A 21,537-nucleotide genomic window follows, 5' to 3' on the forward strand; every position below is an offset into this window, starting at 1 on the left:
ATCAATCCGCGTCGCTCGAGCGTCTGTCAAAGCAGCACGCGCCTGCGGAGGGAGACGCGAAGTGCCCGAACCGATCACCATGTCACTTCTCTGGCTGGGGCAGGCGGCAGGCGCCGCCATCGTCGGACGGCTCGCCGAACGAGGAATGGACCGGCTGCTCGACGGGCCGCGGCAGGTCGTCGTACCACCGCTCCCGCCGAGGGCCGAGCCGCGGCGGCACCGGCTCGGCGACGTCACCAGCGACCTCGACATCACCGTGCGGCACACTCCCGCCGGGCGGCGGCCGGTGCTGCTGGCGTTCCAGACCGCGCCGCGCGAAGGCGAGCGGACAGCGGGCGTGACCGTGCCGATGGTGCTCGGCGAGACCGCGCACCTGACCCTGCCCCGCGACGACTACCTGATCAGTGCCCTCGTCCTCGACCCGCCCGCCGAACTCGGAGGCAAGCCGGTGCTGCACGGCATCGGCTGGGTACGCCACTGGGTGGCGAGCAGCGGCACCGACCGGCTCACCATCGCGACCGAGGTACCGAGGAAGAAACTCCTCCGGAAGCTCGGGCTGCAGGCTCCGGACGGCACCAGCCCGTTCGAACTGCCCCCGCCGAGCGCCGCCGCCCTGGGGCAGCTCCCGGCCGCACCGGCCCCGCTGCCCGGCGCCCAGCTCATGCCGCGCGCCATCCCGAAGCGGTTCACGCCCATCGGGACGGCAGGTCTGCAGCGGCAGTGCCGGGCTGCCGATCTCTCCCGCTTCGGGCCGCGCTGCACTTCCCTCGCCGTCGCGTTGGGCGGAAACGGGCTCTGCGTGACCCACTCCCTCGCCCTGACGCGAGGCCGGCCCGTGTACGAATGGTCGACCCGGCAGCCGATCACTTAGCCCAGCAGGGCGTCCACGAACGCGCCCGGTTCGAACGGCGCGAGGTCGTCCGGGCCCTCGCCGAGACCGACGAGCTTCACCGGGACGCCCAGCTCCTTCTGGACCTGGAACACGATGCCGCCCTTGGCCGTGCCGTCCAGCTTCGTCAACACGATGCCCGTCACGTCGATGACCTCGGCGAACACCCGGGCCTGCATGAGCCCGTTCTGGCCCGTGGTCGCGTCCAGCACCAGCAGCACCTCGTCGACCTTGGCCTGCTTCTCCACGACGCGCTTGACCTTGCCCAGCTCGTCCATCAGGCCCGTCTTCGTGTGCAGCCGGCCCGCCGTGTCGACCAGGACCGCGTCCACCCCCGTGTCCACGCCGCGCTTGACCGCGTCGAACGCCACCGCCGCCGGGTCCGCGCCCTCCTTGCCGCGGACGACCTCCGCGCCCACGCGCTCGCCCCACGTCTGGAGCTGGTCGGCCGCTGCCGCGCGGAACGTGTCCGCCGCGCCCAGCAGCACCGTGCCGCCCTGCGCCACCAGGACGCGGGCGAGCTTGCCCGTGGTCGTCGTCTTGCCCGTGCCGTTGACGCCGGCCACCAGGACCACCGCCGGCTGCTTCTTGCCGTCGACGGTGTGCGGCAGCGCGCGCACCGCGCGGTGGCCGTCGGTGGACAGCTGCGCCGTCAGCACCTCGTGCAGCACCTCGCGCGCCTCGGCCGAAGACCGCACCGCACGCCGGGAAAGCTCGTCGCGCAGGCGCTCGACGATCTGGTTCGTGGTGGCCGCGCCGAGGTCGGCCATCAGCAGCGTGTCCTCGACGTCCTGCCAGGAGTCCTCGTCGAGGTCGCCGGCGCCGAGGAGGCCGAGCAGGCTCGTCCCGAACATCGAGCGCGACTTCGTCAGGCGGCCGCGCAGCCGCTCCATGCGGCCCGCGGCCGGTTCGATCTCCTCGACGACCGGGGCCGGTTCGACGACCTCGGCGTCCGGCAGCTTGACGTCGCGGACCGTGCGCTGCGCCGAGTCGCGCGGCACCGCCGCGTCGTCGCCCACCGCGGGCTGGCCGTCGACCTCGGGCCGGTCCTCGACCGGATGCCCGGCTTCGGGAGCCTCGGCCGTGCCGCCGGGCGCGAGCGCGATGCCCCCGCTGGCCGCGTACGAACCGCCCTTCGGTTTCGCCTCGACCTCGCGCTGGGCGTCCAGGCTGATCCGCCGCCTGCGTGCGATCAGCAGGCCGGTCACCAGCAGGGCGACCAGGACGACGACGGCGACGACTACGAACAGGAACCAGGTGCTCGACACGGGCCCATCCTTTCATCCGCGCTCCCCCGCGCCGGACACCCGTCCACACAGGCAATTCGTCACCACCTCGGTCCCGATTGGGCCAAGACTTCACCAAGTGGGTTGCGTCACACGAGAGGCTCCACTAAACCCCTCCGGATGGGGATGAGAGCGAGCCACCGCTTCCGGGTGATCGGCCTGATTTCGGGCACGTCGCTCGACGGGATCGACGTGGCCGCCGCCGACCTGCACGCCGAGGACGGCACCGTCGTGCTGACGCCGCTGGGCGAGCTCGACGTCCCCTATCCCGAGCCGCTGCGTGACGGCCTGCTCGCCGCGCTCCCGCCGAACCCGTGCACCGCCGGCGAGCTGACGCGGCTGGACACCGGCGTCGGCCAGGCGTTCGCCGACGCGGCCCGGCGCGGGGCCGCGGAACTCGCCGGCGGCCGCGCGGACCTGGTCGCGTCGCTGGGCCAGACGGTGTTCCACTGGGTCTCCGGCGGCCACGTCCGCGGCACCCTCCAGCTCGGCCAGCCCGCCTGGATCGCCGAAGGCACCGGGCTGCCGGTGTGCGCCGACCTGCGGGCGCGCGACGTCGCCGCGGGCGGTCACGGCGCACCCCTGGCGAGCACGCTCGACCGGCTGTGGCTGCGCGGCCTCGCCGAGGACACCGGACGGCCGGTCGCCGCGCTGAACCTCGGCGGCATCGCGAACATCACCGTTGTCGCCGAGGGCGAGCCGGTGATCGCCTACGACACCGGGCCCGCCAACGCCCTGCTCGACCTCGCGGCCCACCGCGTCGCCGGGCAGCGCAGCGACGTCGACGGCCGGCTCGCCCTCGGCGGGTCGGTGCGCTCCGACCTGCTCCTCCGGCTGCTCGCCGACCCGTACTTCGCCGCCGCGCCGCCGAAGTCCACCGGCAAGGAGCACTTCAACGCCGAGTACCTCGACACGGCCGCCGCCGGTCTGGACCCCGTCGGTCCCGGCGACCTGCTCGCGACGCTCACCGAGCTGACCGCCGTCACCGTGGCCGATCAGTGCCGCCGCCACGGCGTCACGACCGTCATCGCCTCCGGCGGCGGCGTCGCGAACCCGGCCCTGATGGCCGCGCTCGCCCGCAACCTCTCCACAGTGCCCGATTCGGTGCTCAAGACCAGTGACGACCTCGGCCTGCCCGGTGCGGGCAAAGAGGCGTACCTCACGGCGTTGCTGGGCTGGCTCACCTGGTGCGGCGTGCCCGGTACGGTGCCGTCGGCGACCGGCGCCCGCGGGCCGCGCGTGCTCGGCGCGCTGGTCCCCGGCCGCGGTCCACTGATCCTTCCCGCCCCGCTGGGGGGCGCCGTGACGCGGTTGCGAGTCGCGGAGAAGACCGGATGAGGGTAGGAGAGATCCATGCGCGGTGTTGACCTCGCCATCATCGTGATCTACCTGGCGGCGATGCCACTGATCGGCGTGCTCGTCGGCCGGAAGCAACGGTCGGCGGCCGACTACTTCGTCGGCGAACGCAGTCTGCCGTGGGGTGCGGTGATGTTGTCCGTGGTGGCCACGGAGACCTCGACGCTCACCGTGATCAGCACGCCCGGGCTGGTCTTCGGCAACGCCTTCCTGTTCCTGCAGCTGGCCTTCGGCTACATCATCGGCCGGACGATCGCCGCGTTCGTGCTGCTGCCGCGGTACTTCCGGGGCAACCTCGTCAGCGCGTACGCGTTCCTCGGGAAGCGCTTCGGCTCCGGGCTGCAGGGCACCGCGTCGGTGACGTTCGTGATCACCCGGCTGCTCGCCGAAGGCGTGCGCCTGTTCGCCGGCGCGATCCCGATCAAGGTGATCCTGGCGCACTACGGCATCCACCTGGACTACTGGGTGATCGTCGTCATCCTCACCGCGCTGACGCTGGTCTACGCCTACATCGGCGGGATCAAGGCGGTCGTCTGGGTCGACGTCATCCAGCTGTCGCTGTACCTGGGCGGCGCCGCGGTGGCCGCGATCGTGCTGCTGAACAAGCTGCCGGCCGACTGGGTCTCCCAGGCGTCCGCGGACGGCAAGTTCGTGCTCGTCGACTTCACGAAGAACCTGCTGACCAGCCCGTACGCCTTCGTGACGGCGGTGCTCGGCGGCGCGGCGCTGTCGATGGCGTCGCACGGCGCCGACCAGCTGATCGCGCAGCGGCTGCTGGCCACGCGCAGCCTGCGCGACGGCCAGAAGGCGCTCATCGGCAGCGGCATCATCGTCACCATCCAGTTCGCGCTGTTCCTCCTGGTCGGAGCGATGCTGTGGGTGTTCAACGGCCGGAAGTCCGTCGCCCAGCTGGGGCTGCAGAGCCCGGACGACGTGTTCTCGCGGTTCATCATCGACGACCTGCCGGCCGGTGTGTCGGGCCTGCTCATCGCCGGGGTGCTCGCCTCGACCATGGGTGCGCTGGCCTCGGCGCTCAACGCGCTGTCGACGTCCACCGTGGCCGACCTCTACCAGCGGTTCACCAAGCGCTCGCCGGAGGACTCGAAGCTGCTGCGGCACGGTCGCATGTGGACGCTGATCTGGGCCGTCGTGTTCGCCGTCTTCGCTTCGCTGTTCTCGACCACGAAGAACTCGGTGATCGAGCTCGGCCTGGCCATCACCGGGTACACCTACGGCGCGCTGCTGGGGTCGTTCCTGCTGGGCCTGCTGATCAAGAAGGCCCGGCAGGTGGACGCGATCGTCGCGTTCGTCGTCACGGTCGTGGTGATGGCGTTCGTCATCCTCGGGGTGAAGTTCAGCGCGAAGACCGGCGGCCTGATCGGCGTCGACTTCAGCAAGGCGGCCGGGGACAAGGTGGCGCTGGCCTACCCGTGGTACACGCTGATGGGCGTGGTCATCACGCTGGTCGTCGGCGGCCTGCTGTCCCTGCGGCACCGCACGCCGGACCCGAAGGCGGCGGAGGCGGAAGCCGAGGGCGAGACGGCGGAGGTGCGCGCCGCCTGATCCTTCTGAACCGTTTCCGGCGCGCTCCCGTGTCGATGGGCGGGAGCCCGCCGAGAAGCGGCGGGAGGATTTCGAAGGTGGATTCCATGAAGCGGATGACGGTGGCGCTCGCGGTCGGCGCCCTGGTGCTCGGCGGCGCGGCGACGGCTTCGGCCACCCCGGCGGCCTCGAAGGTGCCGGACGCGATCAAGGTCCCGGCGGGCAACCGGGCACTGGCGAGCTACCCGGCCGAGGGCGTCCAGATCTACGGCTGCACGAACGGCGCGTGGGCGCTGATCCAGCCCGCGGCGGTGCTGTCGCGGCACGGGAAGCCGGTGGCGCTGCACAGCAAGGGCCCGGTGTGGACGTCCATCGTGGACGGCAGCACGGTCGGTGCGGCGGCCGCGGCGAACGCCCCACGAGAAGGCGCGATCCCGGAGCTGCTGCTCAAGGCGAACCTCAACACCGGCGACGGCGTCTTCAGCAAGGTGACCTACATCCAGCGCCTGAACACCCGCGGCGGCGTGGCCCCGGCGGGGACCTGCACGGACGGCGCGCAGACCGCGGTCCGGTACTCCGCGGACTACGCCTTCTGGGTCGCCGGATAAGCGGATGTGGTGCCCCTCCCGGCCCCGTAGCCTGGGAACCGGGAGGGGATCACATGGGATTCTTCATCGGTCTCGGCGTGGTGCTGGCGGTGGTGCTCGTCATCGCGCTGGTCGTGGACCGGTCCGACCGCAAACGCGGGGTCAAGCGCGGGATGTTGACCCCGCGCGGACGACGGCCGCGGATCGGCGACGCCCAGTACATCGGCAACGACCTCGGCACCCACGAGCCCCGGGTGCGGCCGGAAGACCGGCGCGCTCCGCGCGAAGACGAGATGTGACCCGCCTCAGCCGACCGCGACCGGTTCGTCCTCGGCGGTGCGCAGGCGCTGCGAGATCACCTTGGTGATGCCGTCGCCCTGCATGCTCACGCCGTAGAGGGCGTCGGCGATCTCCATCGTCGGCTTCTGGTGGGTGATGATGATCAGCTGCGACGAGTCGCGCAGCTGCTCCAGCAGGCCGATCAGCCGGCGCATGTTGGTGTCGTCGAGCGCCGCCTCGACCTCGTCCATGACGTAGAACGGTGACGGGCGGGCGCGGAAGATCGCGACCAGCATGCCCACCGCGACCAGCGACTTCTCGCCACCCGACAGCAGCGACAGCCGCTTGACCTTCTTGCCCGGCGGGCGCGCTTCGACGTCGACGCCGGTGGCCAGCAGGTCGTCCGGCTCGGTGAGGACCATCCGGCCCTCGCCGCCCGGGAAGAGCACGCTGAACACCGTCTCGAACTCGCGGGCCACGTCCGCATAGGCGCCGGCGAAGACCTCGAGGATCTTCTCGTCGACCTGCTTGATGACGGCTTCGAGATCCTTGCGGGTGTCCTTGAGGTCTTCCAGCTGCGTCGAGAGGAACTTGTACCGCTCCTCCAGCGCCGCGAACTCCTCCAGCGCGAGGGGGTTCACCTTGCCCAGCAGGGACAGGTCCTTTTCGGCACGCTTGGCGCGGCGGGCCTGGGTGTCGCGGTCGTACGGCATCGGCGGCGGCGGGGTGACGTCCTCGCCGCGGTCCTTGGCCGCCTCGTACTCGGCCATCTCGCCCGCGCTGGGCGGCACCGGGACGTCCGGCCCGTACTCGCGGACGAGGTCCTCGAGGCCCATGCCGAAGTCCTCGGCGATCTTGGCTTCCAGGGTCTCCAGCCGCAGCCGCTGCTCGGCGCGCAGCACCTCGTCGCGGTGCACGGCGTCGGTCAGCTTCTCCAGCTCGCCGGTGAGCTCGCGGACCTTGGCGCGGACGCCGGTCAGCGCCTGCTCGCGGCTCTGGCGGCGGGCCTGGACCTGGTCGCGTTCGGTGGCGGCGCGCTGCACCGAGTGCTCGATGCGCTCCAGCGCGAGCTCGCCGGCGTTGACGACGGCGTTGGCGATCCCGGCGCCGCGCTTGCGGGCCGCGGCGGCGCGCTCGGCGCGCTCGCGGGCCTGCTGCTCGGCGTGCGCGGCCCGGCGGAGGCCTTCGGCCTTGCCCGCGATGCTGCGGGCGCGCTCTTCGGAGGTGCGCTGCGCGAGCCGCGCTTCCATCTCCTCCTGCCGCACGACGGCCAGCTCTTCGACGGCGGCGTCGCGTTCGGCGGTGTCCGGGTCGTCTTCGACGGGCTGCTCGGCGACGGCGGCGAGCCGCTCCTCCAGCTCGGCGAGCTGGGCGAGGGCCTGGACGCGGCTCTGCTCGACCTTCGCGCGCTGCCCGGACAGCCGCTCGACCTCGGCCTGCGCCTGCCGGGCGGCCTGCTGCATCCGGTTGAGCCGCTCGGACGACCGCGCTTTGCGGACCTTGGCCTCGCCGAGGGCGTCCTTGGCCTGGGAAACCTCTTCGCGACGCGCCTGCTGCTCGGCGCGGGCGCCTTCCAGCTCGGCCGCGTACCGCTCCAGCGAGCGTTCGGCCAGGCGCAGCCGCTCCCCCGCCTCGTCGACGGCGGCCTGGACCTCGATCACGCTCTCGCGCTTGCCGGAGCCGCCGATCGCCCAGCGGGCGCCGAAGACGTCGCCCTCGGCGGTGACCGCCCGGACGTCCGGGTGCACCGCCACCAGGTGGCGGGCGGCGTCCAGGTCACGGACCAGGGCCAGCTTGTCGAGCGCCTGCTCGACCGCGGGCCGCAGCTGCGCGGGCGCCGCGACGACCTCGCGGGCCCAGCGCGCGCCCTCCGGCAGCGACGGCCACGCAGCGGTGTCCACAGTGGATTCGGGGCCGCCGAGCAGGATGCCCGCCCGGCCGGAATCGGTGTCCTTCAAGTACTTCAGCGCGCGCAGCGCGTCTTCGCCGCCGGTCACGGCGACGGCGTCGGCCACCGGGCCGAGGGCCGCGGCCAGCGCGACCTCGTACCCCGGCTCGACGGTGAGCAGCGCGGCGACCGAGCCGAGCAGGCCCGGCAGTTCGTGGGACGCGCCGAGCAGCGCGCCCGCGCCGTCCTTGCGCTTGAGCCCCATGGACAACGCCTCGACGCGCGCCTTCTCCGACGCGATCTCGCGCTCGGCCGCCCGCTCGGCCTTGACCAGCTCTTCGACGCGCGCCTTGGCCGCGTTGTTGGCTTCGACCGCGCGGTCGTGGCGATCCATCAGCCCGGCGTCGTCGGACTCCTCGACGCCACCCTCGGTCTTCGCCATTTCGAGCTCTTCGACGGCGATCTCGGCGCGCTCGGCGGCCTCTTCGAGGGAGACGCTGAGGCGGTCGATCTCGTCGGAGGTGGCGCCGTTCTTGCTGCGCAGGGCCTCGACCTGGCCGGTGAGCTTGGCCATGCCTTCGCGGCGGTCGGCGATGGCGCGGACGGCGGCCCAGTGCGCGCGCTCGGCGGCCTGGACGCGCTGCTCGAGGTCTTCGCGGCGCAACACCGTCTGGGCGAGCAGCTCGCGGGCCTCCATGACGGCCTCGTTGAGCTCCTCTTCCTGCTCGGCGACGCGCTCGGCCTCTTCGAGGAGCTCTTCGGGGTCGCGGCCGCCGGTGGACGTCGAGACGTCGGCCGACAGGTGCCGCTGGCGCTCGATCGCGAGCCGGACGGTGCCGCGGAGGCGCTCGGCCAGCGCGGACAGCTTGTACCAGGTCTCCTGGGCGGTCTGCAGCAGCGGCGCGTCCTCGGCGAGCGAGGCTTCCAGCTCGGCTTCTTCGGCCGAGACGATCTCGAGGTGCTGCTCGACCTCGGCGCGGCGCTGGCGGGCGGTCTTCTCGTCGGCTTCTTCGCGGGCGAGGGCGTCGCGCTGGGTGACCAGGTCGTCGGCGAGCAGGCGCAGGCGGGAGTCGCGCAGCTCGGACTGGACCGACTGGGCCTTGCGGGCGATCTCGGCCTGCTTGCCCAGCGGCTTGAGCTGGCGGCGCAGCTCGGTGGTGAGGTCGCCGAGGCGGTCGAGGTTGCCCTGCATGTTGGCCAGCTTGCGCAGGGTCTGTTCCTTGCGCTTGCGGTGCTTGAGGACGCCGGCGGCCTCTTCGATGAAGGCGCGGCGCTCTTCGGGCTTGGACTCGAGGATCGCCGACAGCTGGCCCTGGCCGACGATGACGTGCATCTCGCGGCCGATGCCGGAGTCCGACAGCAGTTCCTGGACGTCCATCAGGCGGCAGCGGTCGCCGTTGATCTCGTACTCGCTCGCGCCGTCGCGGAACATCCGGCGGGTGATCGAGACCTCGGAGTACTCGATGGGGAGCGCGCCGTCGGCGTTGTCGATGGTGAGGGTGACCTCGGCGCGGCCGAGCGGGGCGCGGCCCGCGGTGCCGGCGAAGATGACGTCCTCCATCTTGCCGCCGCGCAGGTCCTTGGCGCCCTGGGTGCCCATGACCCAGCGCAGCGCGTCCAGCACGTTGGACTTGCCCGAGCCGTTCGGCCCGACCACGCAGGTGATGCCCGGTTCGAAGCGCAGCGTGGTGGCCGAGGCGAAGGACTTGAAGCCCTTGAGCGTCAGGCTTTTCAGGTGCACTGGGTGCTGACCCCTCTGGCTGCCGGTACTGGCGGTTCAATCGGCCCAGGCTACCCGGGGGGCCGGGCGGGCCGCCGGACGCGCCCCCTCCTCGGCGCGCCTAGCACACCCGCGGCAACCCCGGCAACACCAAGAGCCACACCGCCCCCGGACGGACCAGGGCCCGCGCTACCGCTCGACGAAGCCGCCGAGTCCCCCTTTCGGGTCGGACCAGCGCTCGGCGACGTGCTCCACACTTCCGGGTGATTCTCCCGACCGTAACGCGGCCAACAGCCGCTGACAGTGGTTGCGACTACCTTCCGCTATCACCTCGACACGCCCGTCGGCCAGGTTGCTCGCGCTCCCGACCAGGCCGAGTTCCAGCGCACGGCTGCGCGTCCACCAGCGGAAACCGACGCCCTAGACCCGGCCGCGCACCCACGCCGTCAACCGGGTGTGGGTTTCTTCCTCACTCACGCCGTTCCTCCCTTCCGGGTCAACCGACCGCGCACAGTAACGGATCAAGGCCACTACCTGGGCGAATACCCGCACGCCGGTGATAATCTCCCGCCGAGGTCGCTCCCCCGCCGTGGGCGCACTGCTCCAAGAGAACCAACGCCCCGATCCACGACCTCGCTGTGCCACCTCCCCGAATTGCCTAGGAGCCCCGTATGCCCCGCCCCGCCGGGTCGGATTCGAGCTCTCGGATCACCAGGATCGACACCGCGCCGCCCAAGAGCAGCAAACCGAACCGCACCGGGTACGTCGTGCTCGGCGTGGCCGGGCTGGTCGTCGCGACCGCGTTCGCCGCCGTGGCCGAGCTCGCCGGGCCGGTCCCCGCCACCACCGCGGGCGGCACGGGCGGCCCCGGCGGCCAGGGCACCGTCCCGGCCGGCGTGCAGACGCTGCCGGCCACGCCGTCGCCGAGCGACCCGGCGACCTCCAGCGGCGCACCCACCACGTCGAACCCCACGTCGCCGAGCGCGCCGACGACGGTCGTGTCCGTGAGCCCGGACGGCAAGACGACCACCACGGTCGTCACCCAGCCGTCGCCGCCCCCGCCGCCGCGCATCGACACCGGCGGCAACCCGCCCCCGGTCACGTCGCCGCCGTTCACGCCGCCGACGTCGGCTTCGCCGAGCTCGGAGAAGCCGCCGACCACGACCCCGACCACCCCGGCTCCCACTTCGACGCCGACCACCCCGTCCGGCGGAGGCACCAGCACCGGCGGCACGCCGAGCGAACCGCCCTCCGGCTCGACCGGAAGCCCCACGCACGCGAACTGAGAGGCGCCGACGGCCACCGCTCCCGGCGGTGGCCCTCAGTCCGGCACGGCGATCGGGCAGCCGGCGTCGAGGAGCTAGCCCGGCCCGTCGCGCCGGGACCGGCGGACCAGGAATCCCCCGGCCGCACCACCCAGCATCGGGCCGAGCGTGCTCAGGCCGGAGATCCACGGGTCCGTCCGGTCCAGGAGGAAGCTGATCCCGACGCCGGCCAAGTAGGTGAGCGCCGCCACCACGAACAGACGCGTCACCAGAGCCACCCGGCTGCGCCGTGCCCGGGTTCCGGCCCCGGTCATCCCCGCCGCAGGAGGTGGGCGACCAGCGCCCACAGGTAGCCCGTCAGCAGGGCACCGGCGCCGGCCGCCGCGACGCGCAGCCACGTCGCCCAGCCGGCGCCGCCCTCGAAGGCGGTGAAGAGCCAGCCGAGCGCACCGAAAGTCGCGCCCACCGCCAGCATCAGCACGATCACCGGCGGGATGCGGTCACCGCCGAGCAGCCACGTTTTCGACCCGTCCATAGCCGGGAAGTACCCCGTCCGGGCACCGGTCAGACCTCGAAGCGGCACGCCGGCCCGGCTTAACCGCGGTTCCGCCCCTTCGTTCCCCCAATCACCTCGGCGAGGTACCCGCCGGGTCAGACCTCGAAGCGGTAGCCCATCCCCGGTTCGGTCAGCAGGTGCCGGGGCCGGGAGGGCTCCCGTTCCAGCTTGCGCCGCAGCTGGGCCAGGTACACCCGCAGGTAGTGCGACTCCGTCTCGTACGACGGGCCCCACACCTCGTGCAGGAGCTGCTTCTGCGCCACCAGCCGGCCGCGGTTGCGGACCAGCAGCTCCAGCACGCCCCACTCCGTCTTCGTCAGGTGGACCTCCACGCCGTCGTGGCGGCGGACCTTCTTCGCCGCCAGGTCCACGCTGAACGACGCCGTGTCCACCACCGCGTCCGCGCCGTCCGCGCCCGCCACCGCCGAGCGGCGGACCGCCGCGCGCAGCCGGGCCAGCAGCTCGTCCATGCCGAACGGCTTCGTCACGTAGTCGTCGGCGCCCGCGTCGAGGGCCTCGACCTTGTCCGCCGAGTCGCCGCGCGCCGAAAGCACGATGATCGGGACCGTGGTCCAGCCGCGCAGGCCCGCGATCACCTCGGTGCCGTCGAGGTCGGGCAGGCCGAGGTCGAGCACGACGACGTCGGGCTTGGTCTCGGCGACCGCTTTCAAAGCGGCCGTGCCGTCGTGCGCCGTGATCACCTTGTAGCCGCGGGCGGTCAGGTTGATCCGCAGGGCCCGCACGATCTGCGGCTCGTCGTCGACCACCAGCACGGTGGCGCCCGGGTCGCTCATCGCACCCCCTCCTCTTCGAACTCCACGCTGAACGCGGGGAGCGAAACCACGACCGTGAGCCCGCCGCCCGGGGTGTCCTCGGCGCGGATCGTGCCGCCCATCGCCTCGGTGAACCCCTTCGCCACCGACAGCCCGAGCCCGACGCCCGGGGTCGTGTCCCGGTCGCCGCCGAGCCGCTGGAACGGCGCGAACGCCGAGTCCGCGGCGCCCTTGCGCAGCCCCTTGCCGTGGTCGACGATCCGCAGCTCGACCTGGCCGGAGTGCGTGCTGGCCCGGGCCGACACCGGCGCGGCACCGCTTTCGTCGACACCGTGGCGCAGCGCGTTGTCCAGCACGTTCGCCACCACCCGTTCCAGCAGGCCGGGATCGGCCAGCACCGACGGCAGCCGGTCGTCGACCGCGACCACGACGTCGTCCGAGCCGTCCACATTGGACAACGCGTGCGCGACGACCTCGTCGTAGCCGACCGGGCGCAGGTGCGGGCGGACCGCCCCGGTGGCCAGCCGCGAGGAGTCGAGGAGGTTGTCGATCAGGCCGGCGAGCCGGTCGGCGGACAGCTCGATGGCCTCCATCAGCTCCGCGGTGTCCTCTTCGGACAGATCCAGATCCGCGGCACGCAGGCTGCCGATCGAGGCCTTGATCGACGTCAGCGGCGTCCGCAGGTCGTGCCCGACGGCCGAGAGCAACGTCGTGCGCAGCTCGGTCGCCTCGGCCTTGCGCTCGGCACGCGCCGCCGCCGCGGCGGCCCGCTGCTGCCGCAGGGCCAGGAACGCCTGCCCCGCCACGGCTTCCAGCACCCGCCGGTCGGCCGCCGGCAGCGCCCGGCCGCGCAGGGTCAGGTGGACGTCGGCGGTGACGGCGATGTCGGCATCAGCCTCGTCCGGGTCGGCGCACGGGTGCTCCCCCGCGGTCGCCACGCACTGCCACACCCCGTCCTGCTTCTCCAGCAGGGTCACCGACGTCAGCGCGAAGTTCTCGCGGACCTTCGCCAGCAGCCGCTCGATCGGGTTCGCGTGGGTGAGCACGGTCCGGGCATAGGACGCCAGCAGCGCGGCTTCGGTCCGCGCCCGCGCGGCCTGCGCGGCCCGGCGCGCGGCCTGGTCGACGACCAGCGCGACCAGCACCGCGACCACGACCATCGCGATCAGCGTCACGAGGTTCTGCGGGGTGTGCACGTTGAGCGTGTAGAGCGGGGGCGTGAAGAAGAAGTTGAGCAGGCCGGCGCCCAGCACGGCCGCGAGCAGTGCCGGCCCGAGGCCGCCGACCAGGGCGACGACGACCGTGACCAGGACGTAGGCGATGACGTCGGTGGCGAAGTCGAGCCCGGTGGGCAGGAAGACGCCCACCAGGGTGACCAGCACCGGCAGCACGACGCCCAGCACCCAGCCCGTCACCAGCCGCGAGGACCCCAGCGGGCTCGCGGTCAGCCCGGTCCGCAGGCGCCCGCCGGCCTCGGAGTGGGTGACCATGTGCACGTCGATCGGTCCCGACCGGCGGACCACCGAAGCGCCGATGCCCTCGTCGAACAGCCGCGCCACCCGGGAGCGCCGCGAGGTGCCGAGCACCAGCTGGGTCGCGTTGACCCCACGGGCGAAGTCCAGCAGAGCGGCCGGGACGTCGTCGCCGACGACCGTGTGGAACGTCGCTCCCACCTCCTCGGCGAGCTTGCGGCAGCGGGCCATCGCGACCGGGCTGATGCCGGCCAGGCCGTCGCCGCGCAGGATGTGCACCACCTGCAGCTCGGCGCCGGCGCGGGTGGCGATCCGGCTGGCCCGGCGGATGAGCGTCTCGCTCTCGGGGCCGCCGGTGATCGAGGCGACGACCCGTTCGCGCGCCTCCCAGGTGTCGGTGATCCGCTGCTCGGCGCGGTAGCGCTGGAGGGCGACGTCGACCTGGTCGGCCACCCAGAGCAGCGCCAGTTCCCGGAGGGCGGTGAGGTTGCCGGGCCGGAAGTAGTTGCCGAGGGCGGCGTCGATCCGCTCGGCCGGGTAGACGTTGCCGTGCGCGAGCCGCCGCCGCAGGGCCTCCGGCGTGATGTCGACCAGCTCCAGCTGTTCGGCGCGGCGGACGACCTCGTCCGGCACGGTCTCCTGCTGCGTGACGCCGGTGATCCGCTCGACGACGTCGTTGAGGCTCTGCAGGTGCTGCACGTTGACCGTGGAGAGCACGTCGATGCCGGCGTTCAGCAGTTCCTCGACGTCCTGCCAGCGCTTGGCGTTGCGCGAACCGGGCACGTTGGTGTGTGCCAGTTCGTCGACGACGGCGACCTCGGGGGCACGGGCCAGGACGCCGTCGAGGTCCATCTCGTCGAAGTCGCGGCCGCGGTGCCCGGCCTGGCGCCGCGGAAGCACTTCCAAGCCGTCCAGGAGTTCCGCGGTCTTGTCGCGGCCGTGCGTCTCCACCAGCCCGACGACGACGTCGGTGCCGCGGTCGAGGCGCCGCCGCGCTTCGCCGAGCATGGCGAAGGTCTTGCCGACGCCCGGAGCCGCGCCGAGGTAGATCCTCAGTTCCCCTCGGCGCGGCTTGCCGTTTTCGGTGGTCACGGTGTCAGTGTGCCCCTCCGGCCGCGGCGCGCACGGCCAAGTTGAGCGGGAGCACATTCACGCCGGGGACGCCGATCCCGGCCCCGCTCGTGTTCTGCTCGATCAGCTGCTTCACCCGGTCGAGGGGCAAACCGGTGTTGCGCGCCACGCGCGCGGCCTGGAGGCCGGCGTAGGCCACGCTGATCGCCGGGTCCAGTCCCGAACCCGACGCCGTCACGGCGTCCGGCGGCACCTGATCGGGTGACACGCCTTCGCGCGCGGCGATCAACGCCTTGCGCTGCTCGATCGCCTTCACCAGATCTTCGTTGCCCGGGCCCTTGTTGGACGCACCCGACGGCATGTCCGGGCCGGCCGCCGAGGGCCGGGTGTGGAACCACGGGTCGTGCGCCGGGTCGGCGGGCACCGGGTCGACGCCGATCAGTGACGACCCGGCGGCCCGGCCGTTCTGCGTGACGATCGAGCCTTCGGCGTTCCCCGCGAGGCCGGGGATGCGCGCGACGGCCCACACCGCCAGGGGGTAGAGGATCCCGAGCAGGACGGTCATCACGACGAGGACCCGCAGCCCGGCCCAGGTCTGCTTGACGAGAGTGTTCACGGTTTCACCCGATTCCGGGGATGAGGCGCACGAGCAGGTCGATAAGCCAGATCCCGAGGAAGGGGCTGACGATCCCGCCGAGGCCGTAGACGAGCAGGTTGCGGCGCAGCAGGGCCGAAGCCGACGACGGCTTGTACCGCACGCCGCGCAGGGCGAGCGGGATCAGCACGACGATGATCAGCGCGTTGAAGATGACCGCCGAGAGGATCGCCGACTTCGGCGTGGCCAGGTGCATCACGTTCAGCCCGCCCAGCTGGGCGTAGATGCCGGTGAACATCGCGGGCAGGATGGCGAAGTACTTCGCGAGGTCGTTGGCGACGCTGAAGGTGGTCAGCGCGCCGCGGGTGATCAGCAGCTGCTTGCCGATCTCGACGATCTCGATCAGCTTCGTCGGGTCGCTGTCGAGGTCGACCATGTTCCCGGCCTCCTTGGCGGCCGAGGTGCCGGTGTTCATCGCGACGCCGACGTCGGCCTGCGCGAGCGCCGGGGCGTCGTTGGTGCCGTCGCCGGTCATCGCGACCAGCCGCCCGCCCTCCTGCTCCTGCTTGATGAGCGCCATCTTGTCTTCGGGCTTGGCTTCGGCGAGGTAGTCGTCCACGCCGGCGTCCGCGGCGATCGCCTTGGCGGTGAGCGGGTTGTCGCCGGTGATCATCACCGTCTTGATGCCCATCGACCGCAGTTCGGCGAAGCGCTCCTTCATGCCCGGTTTGACCACGTCGGACAGCCGGATCACGCCGCGCACCGTGGTTTCCTCCGCGACGACCAGCGGGGTGCCGCCCTGGGCGCTGATCTCGTCGACCACCCGCTCGGTCTCGCCGGGGAACTCGCCGCCGTTGTCCCGCACCCACGCCCGGACCGCGGAAGCCGCCCCCTTGCGGATCCGCCGGGTCCCGATGTCGATGCCGCTCATCCGGGTCTGCGCGGTGAAGGGGACGAACTCGCCGTGCTCGTCCTGCCCCGCGTGGTCCGCCGTCAGTTCGACGACGCTGCGGCCTTCGGGAGTCTCGTCGGCGAGGCTGGCGAGCCGGGCGGCCCGGGCCAGTTCCCCAGGAGTGGACGCGCCCACGGGGATCAGCTCGGTGGCGCGGCGGTTGCCGAAGGTGATCGTGCCGGTCTTGTCGAGCAGCAGCGTCGAGACGTCGCCCGCGGCCTCCACCGCGCGGCCGCTGGTCGCCAGGACGTTGCGCTGGACCAGGCGGTCCATCCCGGCGATGCCGATCGCGCTCAGCAGCGCGCCGATCGTCGTCGGGATGAGGCACACGAGCAGCGCGGTCAGCACGATCACCGACTGCTCGGACCCGGAGTAGCGGGCCATCGGCTGGAGCGCCACGACGGCGAGCAGGAAGATGATCGTGAGCGTCGAGAGCAGGATGGTCAACGCGATCTCGTTCGGCGTCTTCTGCCGGGAAGCGCCCTCCACCAACGCGATCATCCGGTCCACGAAGGATTCGCCCGGTTTGGTGGTGATCCGCACGACGATCCGGTCGCTCAGCACGGTCGTGCCGCCGGTGACGGCGCTGCGGTCGCCGCCGGACTCGCGGATGACCGGGGCCGACTCGCCGGTGATGGCCGATTCGTCGACGGTCGCGATGCCCTCGACGACATCGCCGTCACCCGGGATCACCTGGCCCGCCTCGACGACGACCAGGTCGCCGATCTTCAGTTCGACGCCGGGGACCTGTTCTTCTCCGGATCCGGTGAGCCGGCGGGCCACGGTCTCCTTCTTCGACCGCCGCAGGCTCTCGGCTTGGGCCTTCCCGCGCCCTTCCGCGACGGCCTCGGCCAGGTTCGCGAACAGGACCGTGAACCACAGCCAGACGGCGACCAGGATGGTGAACACGCTCGGGTCGGTGACCGCGAAGACGGTGGTGAGCGCGGAGCCCACCCAGACCACGAACATCACCGGGTTGCCGAGCTGGTGCCTCGGGTTCAGCTTCCTCAGGGCTTCCGGCAGCGACGTCCAGAGTTGGCGCGGGCTGAAGACGCCGGCGCCGACTCGGCTCGGGGGTTCGGCGGGAGCCACCCGGGGTCGTTCTTCGGTGACGGTCATGCGAGTGCCTCCGCGATGGGCCCGAGCGCGAGCGCCGGGATGAACGTGAGGGCCGCGACGAGCACCACCGTGCCGGTGAGCAAGGTGGCGAACAGCGGCCCGGTGGTGGGCAGGGTGCCCGCGGTCTCGGGCACCTTGCGCTGGGCGGCCAGCGAACCGGCCAGGCAGAGCACGGCGAGGATCGGCACGAACCGGCCGAACGCCATGGCGACGGCGAACGACGACTGGAACCAGTCGCTCGTCGCGGTCAGCCCGCCGAACGCGCTGCCGTTGTTGTTGCCGGTCGAGGCGTAGCCGTAGAGGACCTCGGACAGCCCGTGCGCGCCGGAGTTGCCCAGCGCGCCCGCGGTGCCCGGCAGCAGCAGGGCGATCCCGGAGCCGAGGAGCACCACCGCCGGCATCGCCAGCATCGCGATCGCCGCGCAGGTGACCTCGCGCTTGCCGAGCTTCTTGCCCAGGTACTCCGGGGTGCGCCCGACCATCAGCCCGGCCAGGAACATCGCGATGATCGCCAGGACGAGGATGCCGTAGAGGCCGGTGCCGACGCCGCCGGGCGAGATCTCGCCGTAGAGCATGTTCAGCAGCGGGCCCCCGCCGCCGAGCCCGGACAGGCTGTCGTGGGCGCCGTTCACCGCGCCGGTCGACGTCCCGGTGGTGGTGTCGGCGAACAGCGACGTCAGCCCGATGCCGAAGCGCTGCTCCTTGCCTTCCGTGCTCGCGCCCGCGGCTCGTGCCGCCGGGTTGTTCGCGTAGGCCTCGGAGCACCAGATCAGCGCCAGCGAGGCGGCCCACAGCAGGCCCATCACGCTCAGCAGGACGTACCCCTGGCGGCGGTTGCCGACCAGCGTGCCGAACGCGCGGGTCAGGCTCACCGGGATGACCAGGATCAGGAACAGCTGGACCAGGTTCGACCAGGCGGTGGGGTTCTCGAAGGGGTGCGCCGAGTTGGCGTTGAAGATGCCGCCGCCGTTGGTGCCCAGTTCCTTGATCGCCTCCTGGCTCGCCGCCGGGGCGAGAGCGATGGTGCTGCCGCTGCCGTCCGGGTTCGTCACGGCGACACCCGCCTTGAGGCTCTGCACAACCCCGAGCGCGACCAGCACGAGCGCGAACACGAACGCCATCGGCAGCAGCACGCGGACCGTGCCGCGGGTGAGGTCCACCCAGAAGTTGCCGAGCCGGTCGGTCTTCGCCCGGACGAAACCGCGCGTCACCGCGATCGCCACGGCCAGGCCGACGGCCGCCGACAGGAAGTTCTGCACGGTCAGCCCGGCCATCTGCACGAAGTGGCCCATCGTCGTCTCGGGGACGTAGGACTGCCAGTTCGTGTTGGTGACGAACGAGATCGCCGTGTTGAACGCGACACCGGGGCTGACCGAGCCGCGTCCCAGGTCCCACGGCAGGAGCGGCTGCAGGCGCTGCAGCAGGGAGAGCAGGACGACCGAGACGAACGAGAACCCGAGCACGCCGGCGGCGTAGGTCGGCCAGCGCTGTTCGGAGTCCGGGTTGACGCGGAAGAGCCGGTAGAGGCCCTTCTCGAGCTTGAGGTGCTTCTCGCTGGAGAAGACGCGCGCCAGGTAGTCGCCGAGCGGTCGGTAGACCACGGCCAGGGCGGCGAGGAGCAGGCCGAGCTGGATGAGCCCGGCCGTCGCGTCGGTCATTTCAGCCCCTCCGTGGGGAAAAGCACGTCGGGGCGCATCAGAACTTCTCCGGCCTGATCAAGGCGACGAACAGGTAGACGAGCAGGCCGAGCGCGAGCAGGCCGCCCACCACATCGGCCACGGTTCCGGCGCCGCTCACAGCTTTTCCAAGCCGCGCAGCACCAGCGCCAGCACCACGAAAACGCCGATCAGCAGAACGGCGTAGAGCAAGTCGGCCACAGGCACCTCTCAGGACAGGTCACCGGGCCAGGTGACCGGGGACGACGTCACTGTGCGGTCCTGGGAGGCCGCCGCGATGGCCGGCTGATGGCGCCTTGATGCGTTCCTGACGCGCATTTACGCCGCCTTGACGGCTGGTGGCGGCGGCGGTCACGCAAGCGTTTGCCCTCTTCTCACTGCAGGTAGCCGATCAGTGACAAGCGACACAACGCGTGATCGAACAGGTGCGGAACGTGCAATTCGGGCAGACAAGATCTGCGGGTCGTGTTACACCTGGGTTACCGATAGTTGTATCAGCTAAGCATTCTCTGGGAGGGGTTTCGCTATGTGCGGTATCGCCGGCTGGGTTTCCTACGACGCCGACCTCACCCGCCGCCAGGACGTCGTCGACGCCATGACGGGCACGATGGCCTGCCGCGGGCCGGACGACTCGGGCACCTGGGTGCGCCGGCACGTCGCGCTCGGCCACCGGCGGCTGGCCATCATCGACCTGCCCGGCGGCCGTCAGCCGATGACCGTCTCGACGCCGAACGGCGACATCGCGATGGTCTACAGCGGTGAGGCCTACAACTTCACCGAGCTGAAGGAAGAGCTGACGAAGCTCGGCCACAAGTGGGAGACCGACAGCGACACCGAAGTGGTGCTGCACGGCTACCTGCAGTGGGGCGACGCGGTCGTCGACCACCTCAACGGCATGTACGCCTTCGCGATCTGGGACGAGCGCGACGACCGGCTCGTCATGATCCGCGACCGGATGGGCATCAAGCCGTTCTACTACTACCCGACCCGCGACGGCGTGCTGTTCGGGTCCGAGCCGAAGGCGATCCTGGCGAACCCGCTGGCCGAGAAGGTCGTCGACACCGATGGCCTGCGCGAGCTGATGGCGTTCACCAAGCGGCCGGGCTGGTCTCTGTGGAAGGGCATGGAGGAGGTCCGGCCGGGCACGATCGTCACCGTGTCCCGCGAAGGCGTCCGGACCCGCACGTACTGGAAGCTGGACGCGAAGCAGCACACCGACGACCAGGAGACGACGGTCGCCCGCGTCCGCGAGCTGATGACCGACATCGTCGATCGCCAGCTCGTTGCCGACGTCCCCCGCTGCGTCCTGCTGTCGGGTGGCCTGGACTCGAGCGCCGTCACCGGGCTCGCGGCGGCACGTCTGGCGGAGCAGGGCGAGCGGCTGCGGACGTTCTCCGTCGACTTCTTCGGCCAGGAGGAGAACTTCAAGCCGGACGAGATGCGCGACACGGCGGACTCGCCGTTCGTCCGCGACGTCGCTTCGCTGGTGGGGTCCGCGCACCAGGACGTCGTGCTGAACCCGGCCGAGCTGACCGACCCGGAGGTGCGGCGCGCGGTCCTGCGGGCCCGGGACATCCCGGCGGGGCTGGGCGACATGGACACGTCCCTGTACCTGCTGTTCAAGGCGATCCGCGGCGAGTCGACGGTGGCCCTGTCGGGCGAGTCGGCCGACGAGGTGTTCGGCGGCTACCGCTGGTTCTTCGACGAGGCATCGGTCAACGCGGACATGTTCCCGTGGATCGCCTTCCGCAGCGCGATGATGACCGACCGGACGTCGATCTACACCCCCGAGCTGATGGGGAAGGTGGATCTGGAGTCCTACGTCCGCGACCAGTACCGCTCGGCGGTCGCCGAGGTCGAGCACCTGGACGGCGAGTCCGCGGCCGAGGCGCGGATGCGGACGATCTGCCACCTCCACCTGACCCGGTTCGTGCGGATGCTGCTGGACCGCAAGGACCGCGCGTCGATGGCGGTGGGCCTGGAGGTCCGGGTGCCGTTCTGCGACCACCGGCTGGTCGAGTACGTGTACAACACGCCGTGGTCCCTGAAGACGTTCGACGGGCGGGAGAAGAGCCTGCTGCGGCACGCGACCAAGCACGTCCTGCCGGAGTCGGTGGCCCAGCGGGTGAAGAGCCCGTACCCGTCGACGCAGGACCCGGGCTACGCGGCGGCGCTGCAGCAGCAGGCCAAGGAGGTCCTGGCCGAGCCGGGCCACGCCGTCTTCGGCCTGGTCGACCGGTCGTGGGCGCACCGGGTGTCCGAAGTGGACTCGGCGACCATGGCCCCGGCCGACCGGATCGGCCTGGACCGGCTGCTCGACCTGTACCACTGGATCGAGATGTACTCCCCGGAGCTGCAGCTCGACTGAGCTATCGCGGGGGCGGGGGCGGGCGGGCGGAGGCGGGCCCCCGCGGCGGGGGGGGCGTCGCCCGCCACGCCCCGTGGAGCCCCGCGTCGCGGTGCCCCTCCAGCGCGCGGGCCGGTGTCGTAAAAACAACAGAAGCAGCCCAC

17 protein-coding genes and 1 pseudogene are annotated in these 21,537 nt (G+C 71.8%); 6 read left to right on the forward strand and 12 right to left on the reverse strand.

The features are described from left to right. Positions 1 to 61 precede the first annotated feature (61 nt). Entirely contained in the window at positions 62 to 871 is an 810-nt protein-coding gene (locus tag ACFVYA_RS13325) for a hypothetical protein (RefSeq protein WP_387044846.1), read from the forward strand. Here ACFVYA_RS13325 and ftsY read toward each other — a convergent pair. After that, entirely contained in the window at positions 868 to 2,157 is a 1,290-nt protein-coding gene (gene ftsY / locus ACFVYA_RS13330; protein WP_387044847.1) for a signal recognition particle-docking protein FtsY, read from the reverse strand. The two genes, ACFVYA_RS13325 and ftsY, sit on opposite strands and share 4 nt — an antisense overlap. Positions 2,158 to 2,295: 138 nt before the next feature. Between ftsY and ACFVYA_RS13335 the strand changes: the two genes are divergently transcribed. The 4 genes from ACFVYA_RS13335 to ACFVYA_RS13350 all read left to right on the forward strand — a co-directional run bounded on the left by ACFVYA_RS13335 (position 2,296) and on the right by ACFVYA_RS13350 (position 5,959). Continuing rightward, on the forward strand, positions 2,296 to 3,513 hold the full coding sequence (locus ACFVYA_RS13335; protein ID WP_387044849.1) for an anhydro-N-acetylmuramic acid kinase: 1,218 nt from the start codon (positions 2,296 to 2,298) through the stop codon (positions 3,511 to 3,513). Between the two features lie 15 nt (positions 3,514 to 3,528). Then, positions 3,529 to 5,094, forward strand: coding sequence for a sodium:solute symporter (locus ACFVYA_RS13340; RefSeq protein WP_387044850.1), 1,566 nt, complete (start codon positions 3,529 to 3,531; stop codon positions 5,092 to 5,094). Between the two features lie 86 nt (positions 5,095 to 5,180). Then, entirely contained in the window at positions 5,181 to 5,681 is a 501-nt protein-coding gene (locus tag ACFVYA_RS13345; protein WP_387044851.1) for a DUF3455 domain-containing protein, read from the forward strand. Between the two features lie 53 nt (positions 5,682 to 5,734). Beyond that, complete coding sequence (locus tag ACFVYA_RS13350; protein ID WP_387044852.1) at positions 5,735 to 5,959, forward strand: hypothetical protein; 225 nt, start codon at positions 5,735 to 5,737, stop codon at positions 5,957 to 5,959. Positions 5,960 to 5,965: 6 nt separating this feature from the next. On the opposite strand, the gene smc is transcribed toward ACFVYA_RS13350, so the two are convergent. The 11 genes and pseudogenes from smc to kdpF form a co-directional block, all read right to left on the reverse strand. Next, positions 5,966 to 9,568, reverse strand: a complete 3,603-nt coding sequence (gene smc, locus ACFVYA_RS13355) for a chromosome segregation protein SMC (RefSeq protein WP_387044853.1) — start codon at positions 9,566 to 9,568, stop codon at positions 5,966 to 5,968. A gap of 168 nt (positions 9,569 to 9,736) precedes the next feature. Then, positions 9,737 to 10,024, reverse strand: a pseudogene (locus ACFVYA_RS13360) (acylphosphatase). A 181-nt stretch (positions 10,025 to 10,205) separates the two neighbouring features. Beyond that, the gene (locus ACFVYA_RS13365) at positions 10,206 to 10,820 is read right to left on the reverse strand and encodes a hypothetical protein (protein ID WP_285989191.1); all 615 of its coding nucleotides are present in this window, start codon (positions 10,818 to 10,820) and stop codon (positions 10,206 to 10,208) included. An 87-nt stretch (positions 10,821 to 10,907) separates the two neighbouring features. Beyond that, positions 10,908 to 11,081, reverse strand: a complete 174-nt coding sequence (locus ACFVYA_RS13370) for a hypothetical protein (protein WP_285989190.1) — start codon at positions 11,079 to 11,081, stop codon at positions 10,908 to 10,910. A gap of 41 nt (positions 11,082 to 11,122) precedes the next feature. Beyond that, positions 11,123 to 11,347, reverse strand: a complete 225-nt coding sequence (locus ACFVYA_RS13375; protein ID WP_285989189.1) for a hypothetical protein — start codon at positions 11,345 to 11,347, stop codon at positions 11,123 to 11,125. A 116-nt stretch (positions 11,348 to 11,463) separates the two neighbouring features. Beyond that, positions 11,464 to 12,162 (reverse strand): response regulator, encoded by a 699-nt coding sequence (locus ACFVYA_RS13380; RefSeq protein ID WP_086837952.1) that lies wholly within the window; start codon positions 12,160 to 12,162, stop codon positions 11,464 to 11,466. Continuing rightward, positions 12,159 to 14,705, reverse strand: a complete 2,547-nt coding sequence (locus ACFVYA_RS13385) for a DUF4118 domain-containing protein (RefSeq protein WP_387044854.1) — start codon at positions 14,703 to 14,705, stop codon at positions 12,159 to 12,161. The genes ACFVYA_RS13380 and ACFVYA_RS13385 overlap by 4 nt, the downstream gene beginning before the upstream one ends. Positions 14,706 to 14,709: 4 nt before the next feature. Further along, the gene (locus tag ACFVYA_RS13390; RefSeq protein WP_387044855.1) at positions 14,710 to 15,300 is read right to left on the reverse strand and encodes a potassium-transporting ATPase subunit C; all 591 of its coding nucleotides are present in this window, start codon (positions 15,298 to 15,300) and stop codon (positions 14,710 to 14,712) included. A 4-nt stretch (positions 15,301 to 15,304) separates the two neighbouring features. After that, positions 15,305 to 17,350: a potassium-transporting ATPase subunit KdpB gene (kdpB, locus tag ACFVYA_RS13395; RefSeq protein WP_387044857.1), complete on the reverse strand. Its 2,046-nt coding sequence runs from the start codon at positions 17,348 to 17,350 to the stop codon at positions 15,305 to 15,307. Continuing rightward, positions 17,347 to 19,008 (reverse strand): potassium-transporting ATPase subunit KdpA, encoded by a 1,662-nt coding sequence (gene kdpA / locus ACFVYA_RS13400; RefSeq protein WP_387044858.1) that lies wholly within the window; start codon positions 19,006 to 19,008, stop codon positions 17,347 to 17,349. The genes kdpB and kdpA overlap by 4 nt, the downstream gene beginning before the upstream one ends. A gap of 37 nt (positions 19,009 to 19,045) precedes the next feature. Next, positions 19,046 to 19,147 carry a K(+)-transporting ATPase subunit F gene (gene kdpF / locus ACFVYA_RS13405; protein WP_103337465.1) on the reverse strand — a complete coding sequence of 34 codons (102 nt, stop codon included), beginning with the start codon at positions 19,145 to 19,147 and terminating at the stop codon, positions 19,046 to 19,048. A 405-nt stretch (positions 19,148 to 19,552) separates the two neighbouring features. Here kdpF and asnB point away from each other — a divergent pair, with 405 nt between their 5' ends. Next, positions 19,553 to 21,394: an asparagine synthase (glutamine-hydrolyzing) gene (gene asnB, locus ACFVYA_RS13410; protein WP_285989182.1), complete on the forward strand. Its 1,842-nt coding sequence runs from the start codon at positions 19,553 to 19,555 to the stop codon at positions 21,392 to 21,394. Positions 21,395 to 21,537: the final 143 nt, after the last annotated feature.

This window comes from Amycolatopsis sp. NPDC058278 (assembly GCF_042881395.1).
In the GTDB taxonomy this organism is placed as follows: Bacteria; Actinomycetota; Actinomycetes; order Mycobacteriales; family Pseudonocardiaceae; genus Amycolatopsis.

Excerpts from the sequence above, each read along its gene's own strand:
- ACFVYA_RS13345 (WP_387044851.1), top strand. The coding sequence starts at position 5,181 with ATGAAGCGGATGACGGTGGCGCTCGCGGTCGGCGCCCTGGTGCTCGGC.
- kdpA (WP_387044858.1), bottom strand. The coding sequence starts at position 19,008 with ATGACCGACGCGACGGCCGGGCTCATCCAGCTCGGCCTGCTCCTCGCC.
- asnB (WP_285989182.1), top strand. The coding sequence starts at position 19,553 with ATGTGCGGTATCGCCGGCTGGGTTTCCTACGACGCCGACCTCACCCGC.
- ACFVYA_RS13335 (WP_387044849.1), top strand. The coding sequence starts at position 2,296 with ATGGGGATGAGAGCGAGCCACCGCTTCCGGGTGATCGGCCTGATTTCG.
- kdpB (WP_387044857.1), bottom strand. The coding sequence starts at position 17,350 with ATGACCGTCACCGAAGAACGACCCCGGGTGGCTCCCGCCGAACCCCCG.
- ACFVYA_RS13375 (WP_285989189.1), bottom strand. The coding sequence starts at position 11,347 with ATGGACGGGTCGAAAACGTGGCTGCTCGGCGGTGACCGCATCCCGCCG.
- ACFVYA_RS13350 (WP_387044852.1), top strand. The coding sequence starts at position 5,735 with ATGGGATTCTTCATCGGTCTCGGCGTGGTGCTGGCGGTGGTGCTCGTC.
- ACFVYA_RS13380 (WP_086837952.1), bottom strand. The coding sequence starts at position 12,162 with ATGAGCGACCCGGGCGCCACCGTGCTGGTGGTCGACGACGAGCCGCAG.
- ACFVYA_RS13340 (WP_387044850.1), top strand. The coding sequence starts at position 3,529 with ATGCGCGGTGTTGACCTCGCCATCATCGTGATCTACCTGGCGGCGATG.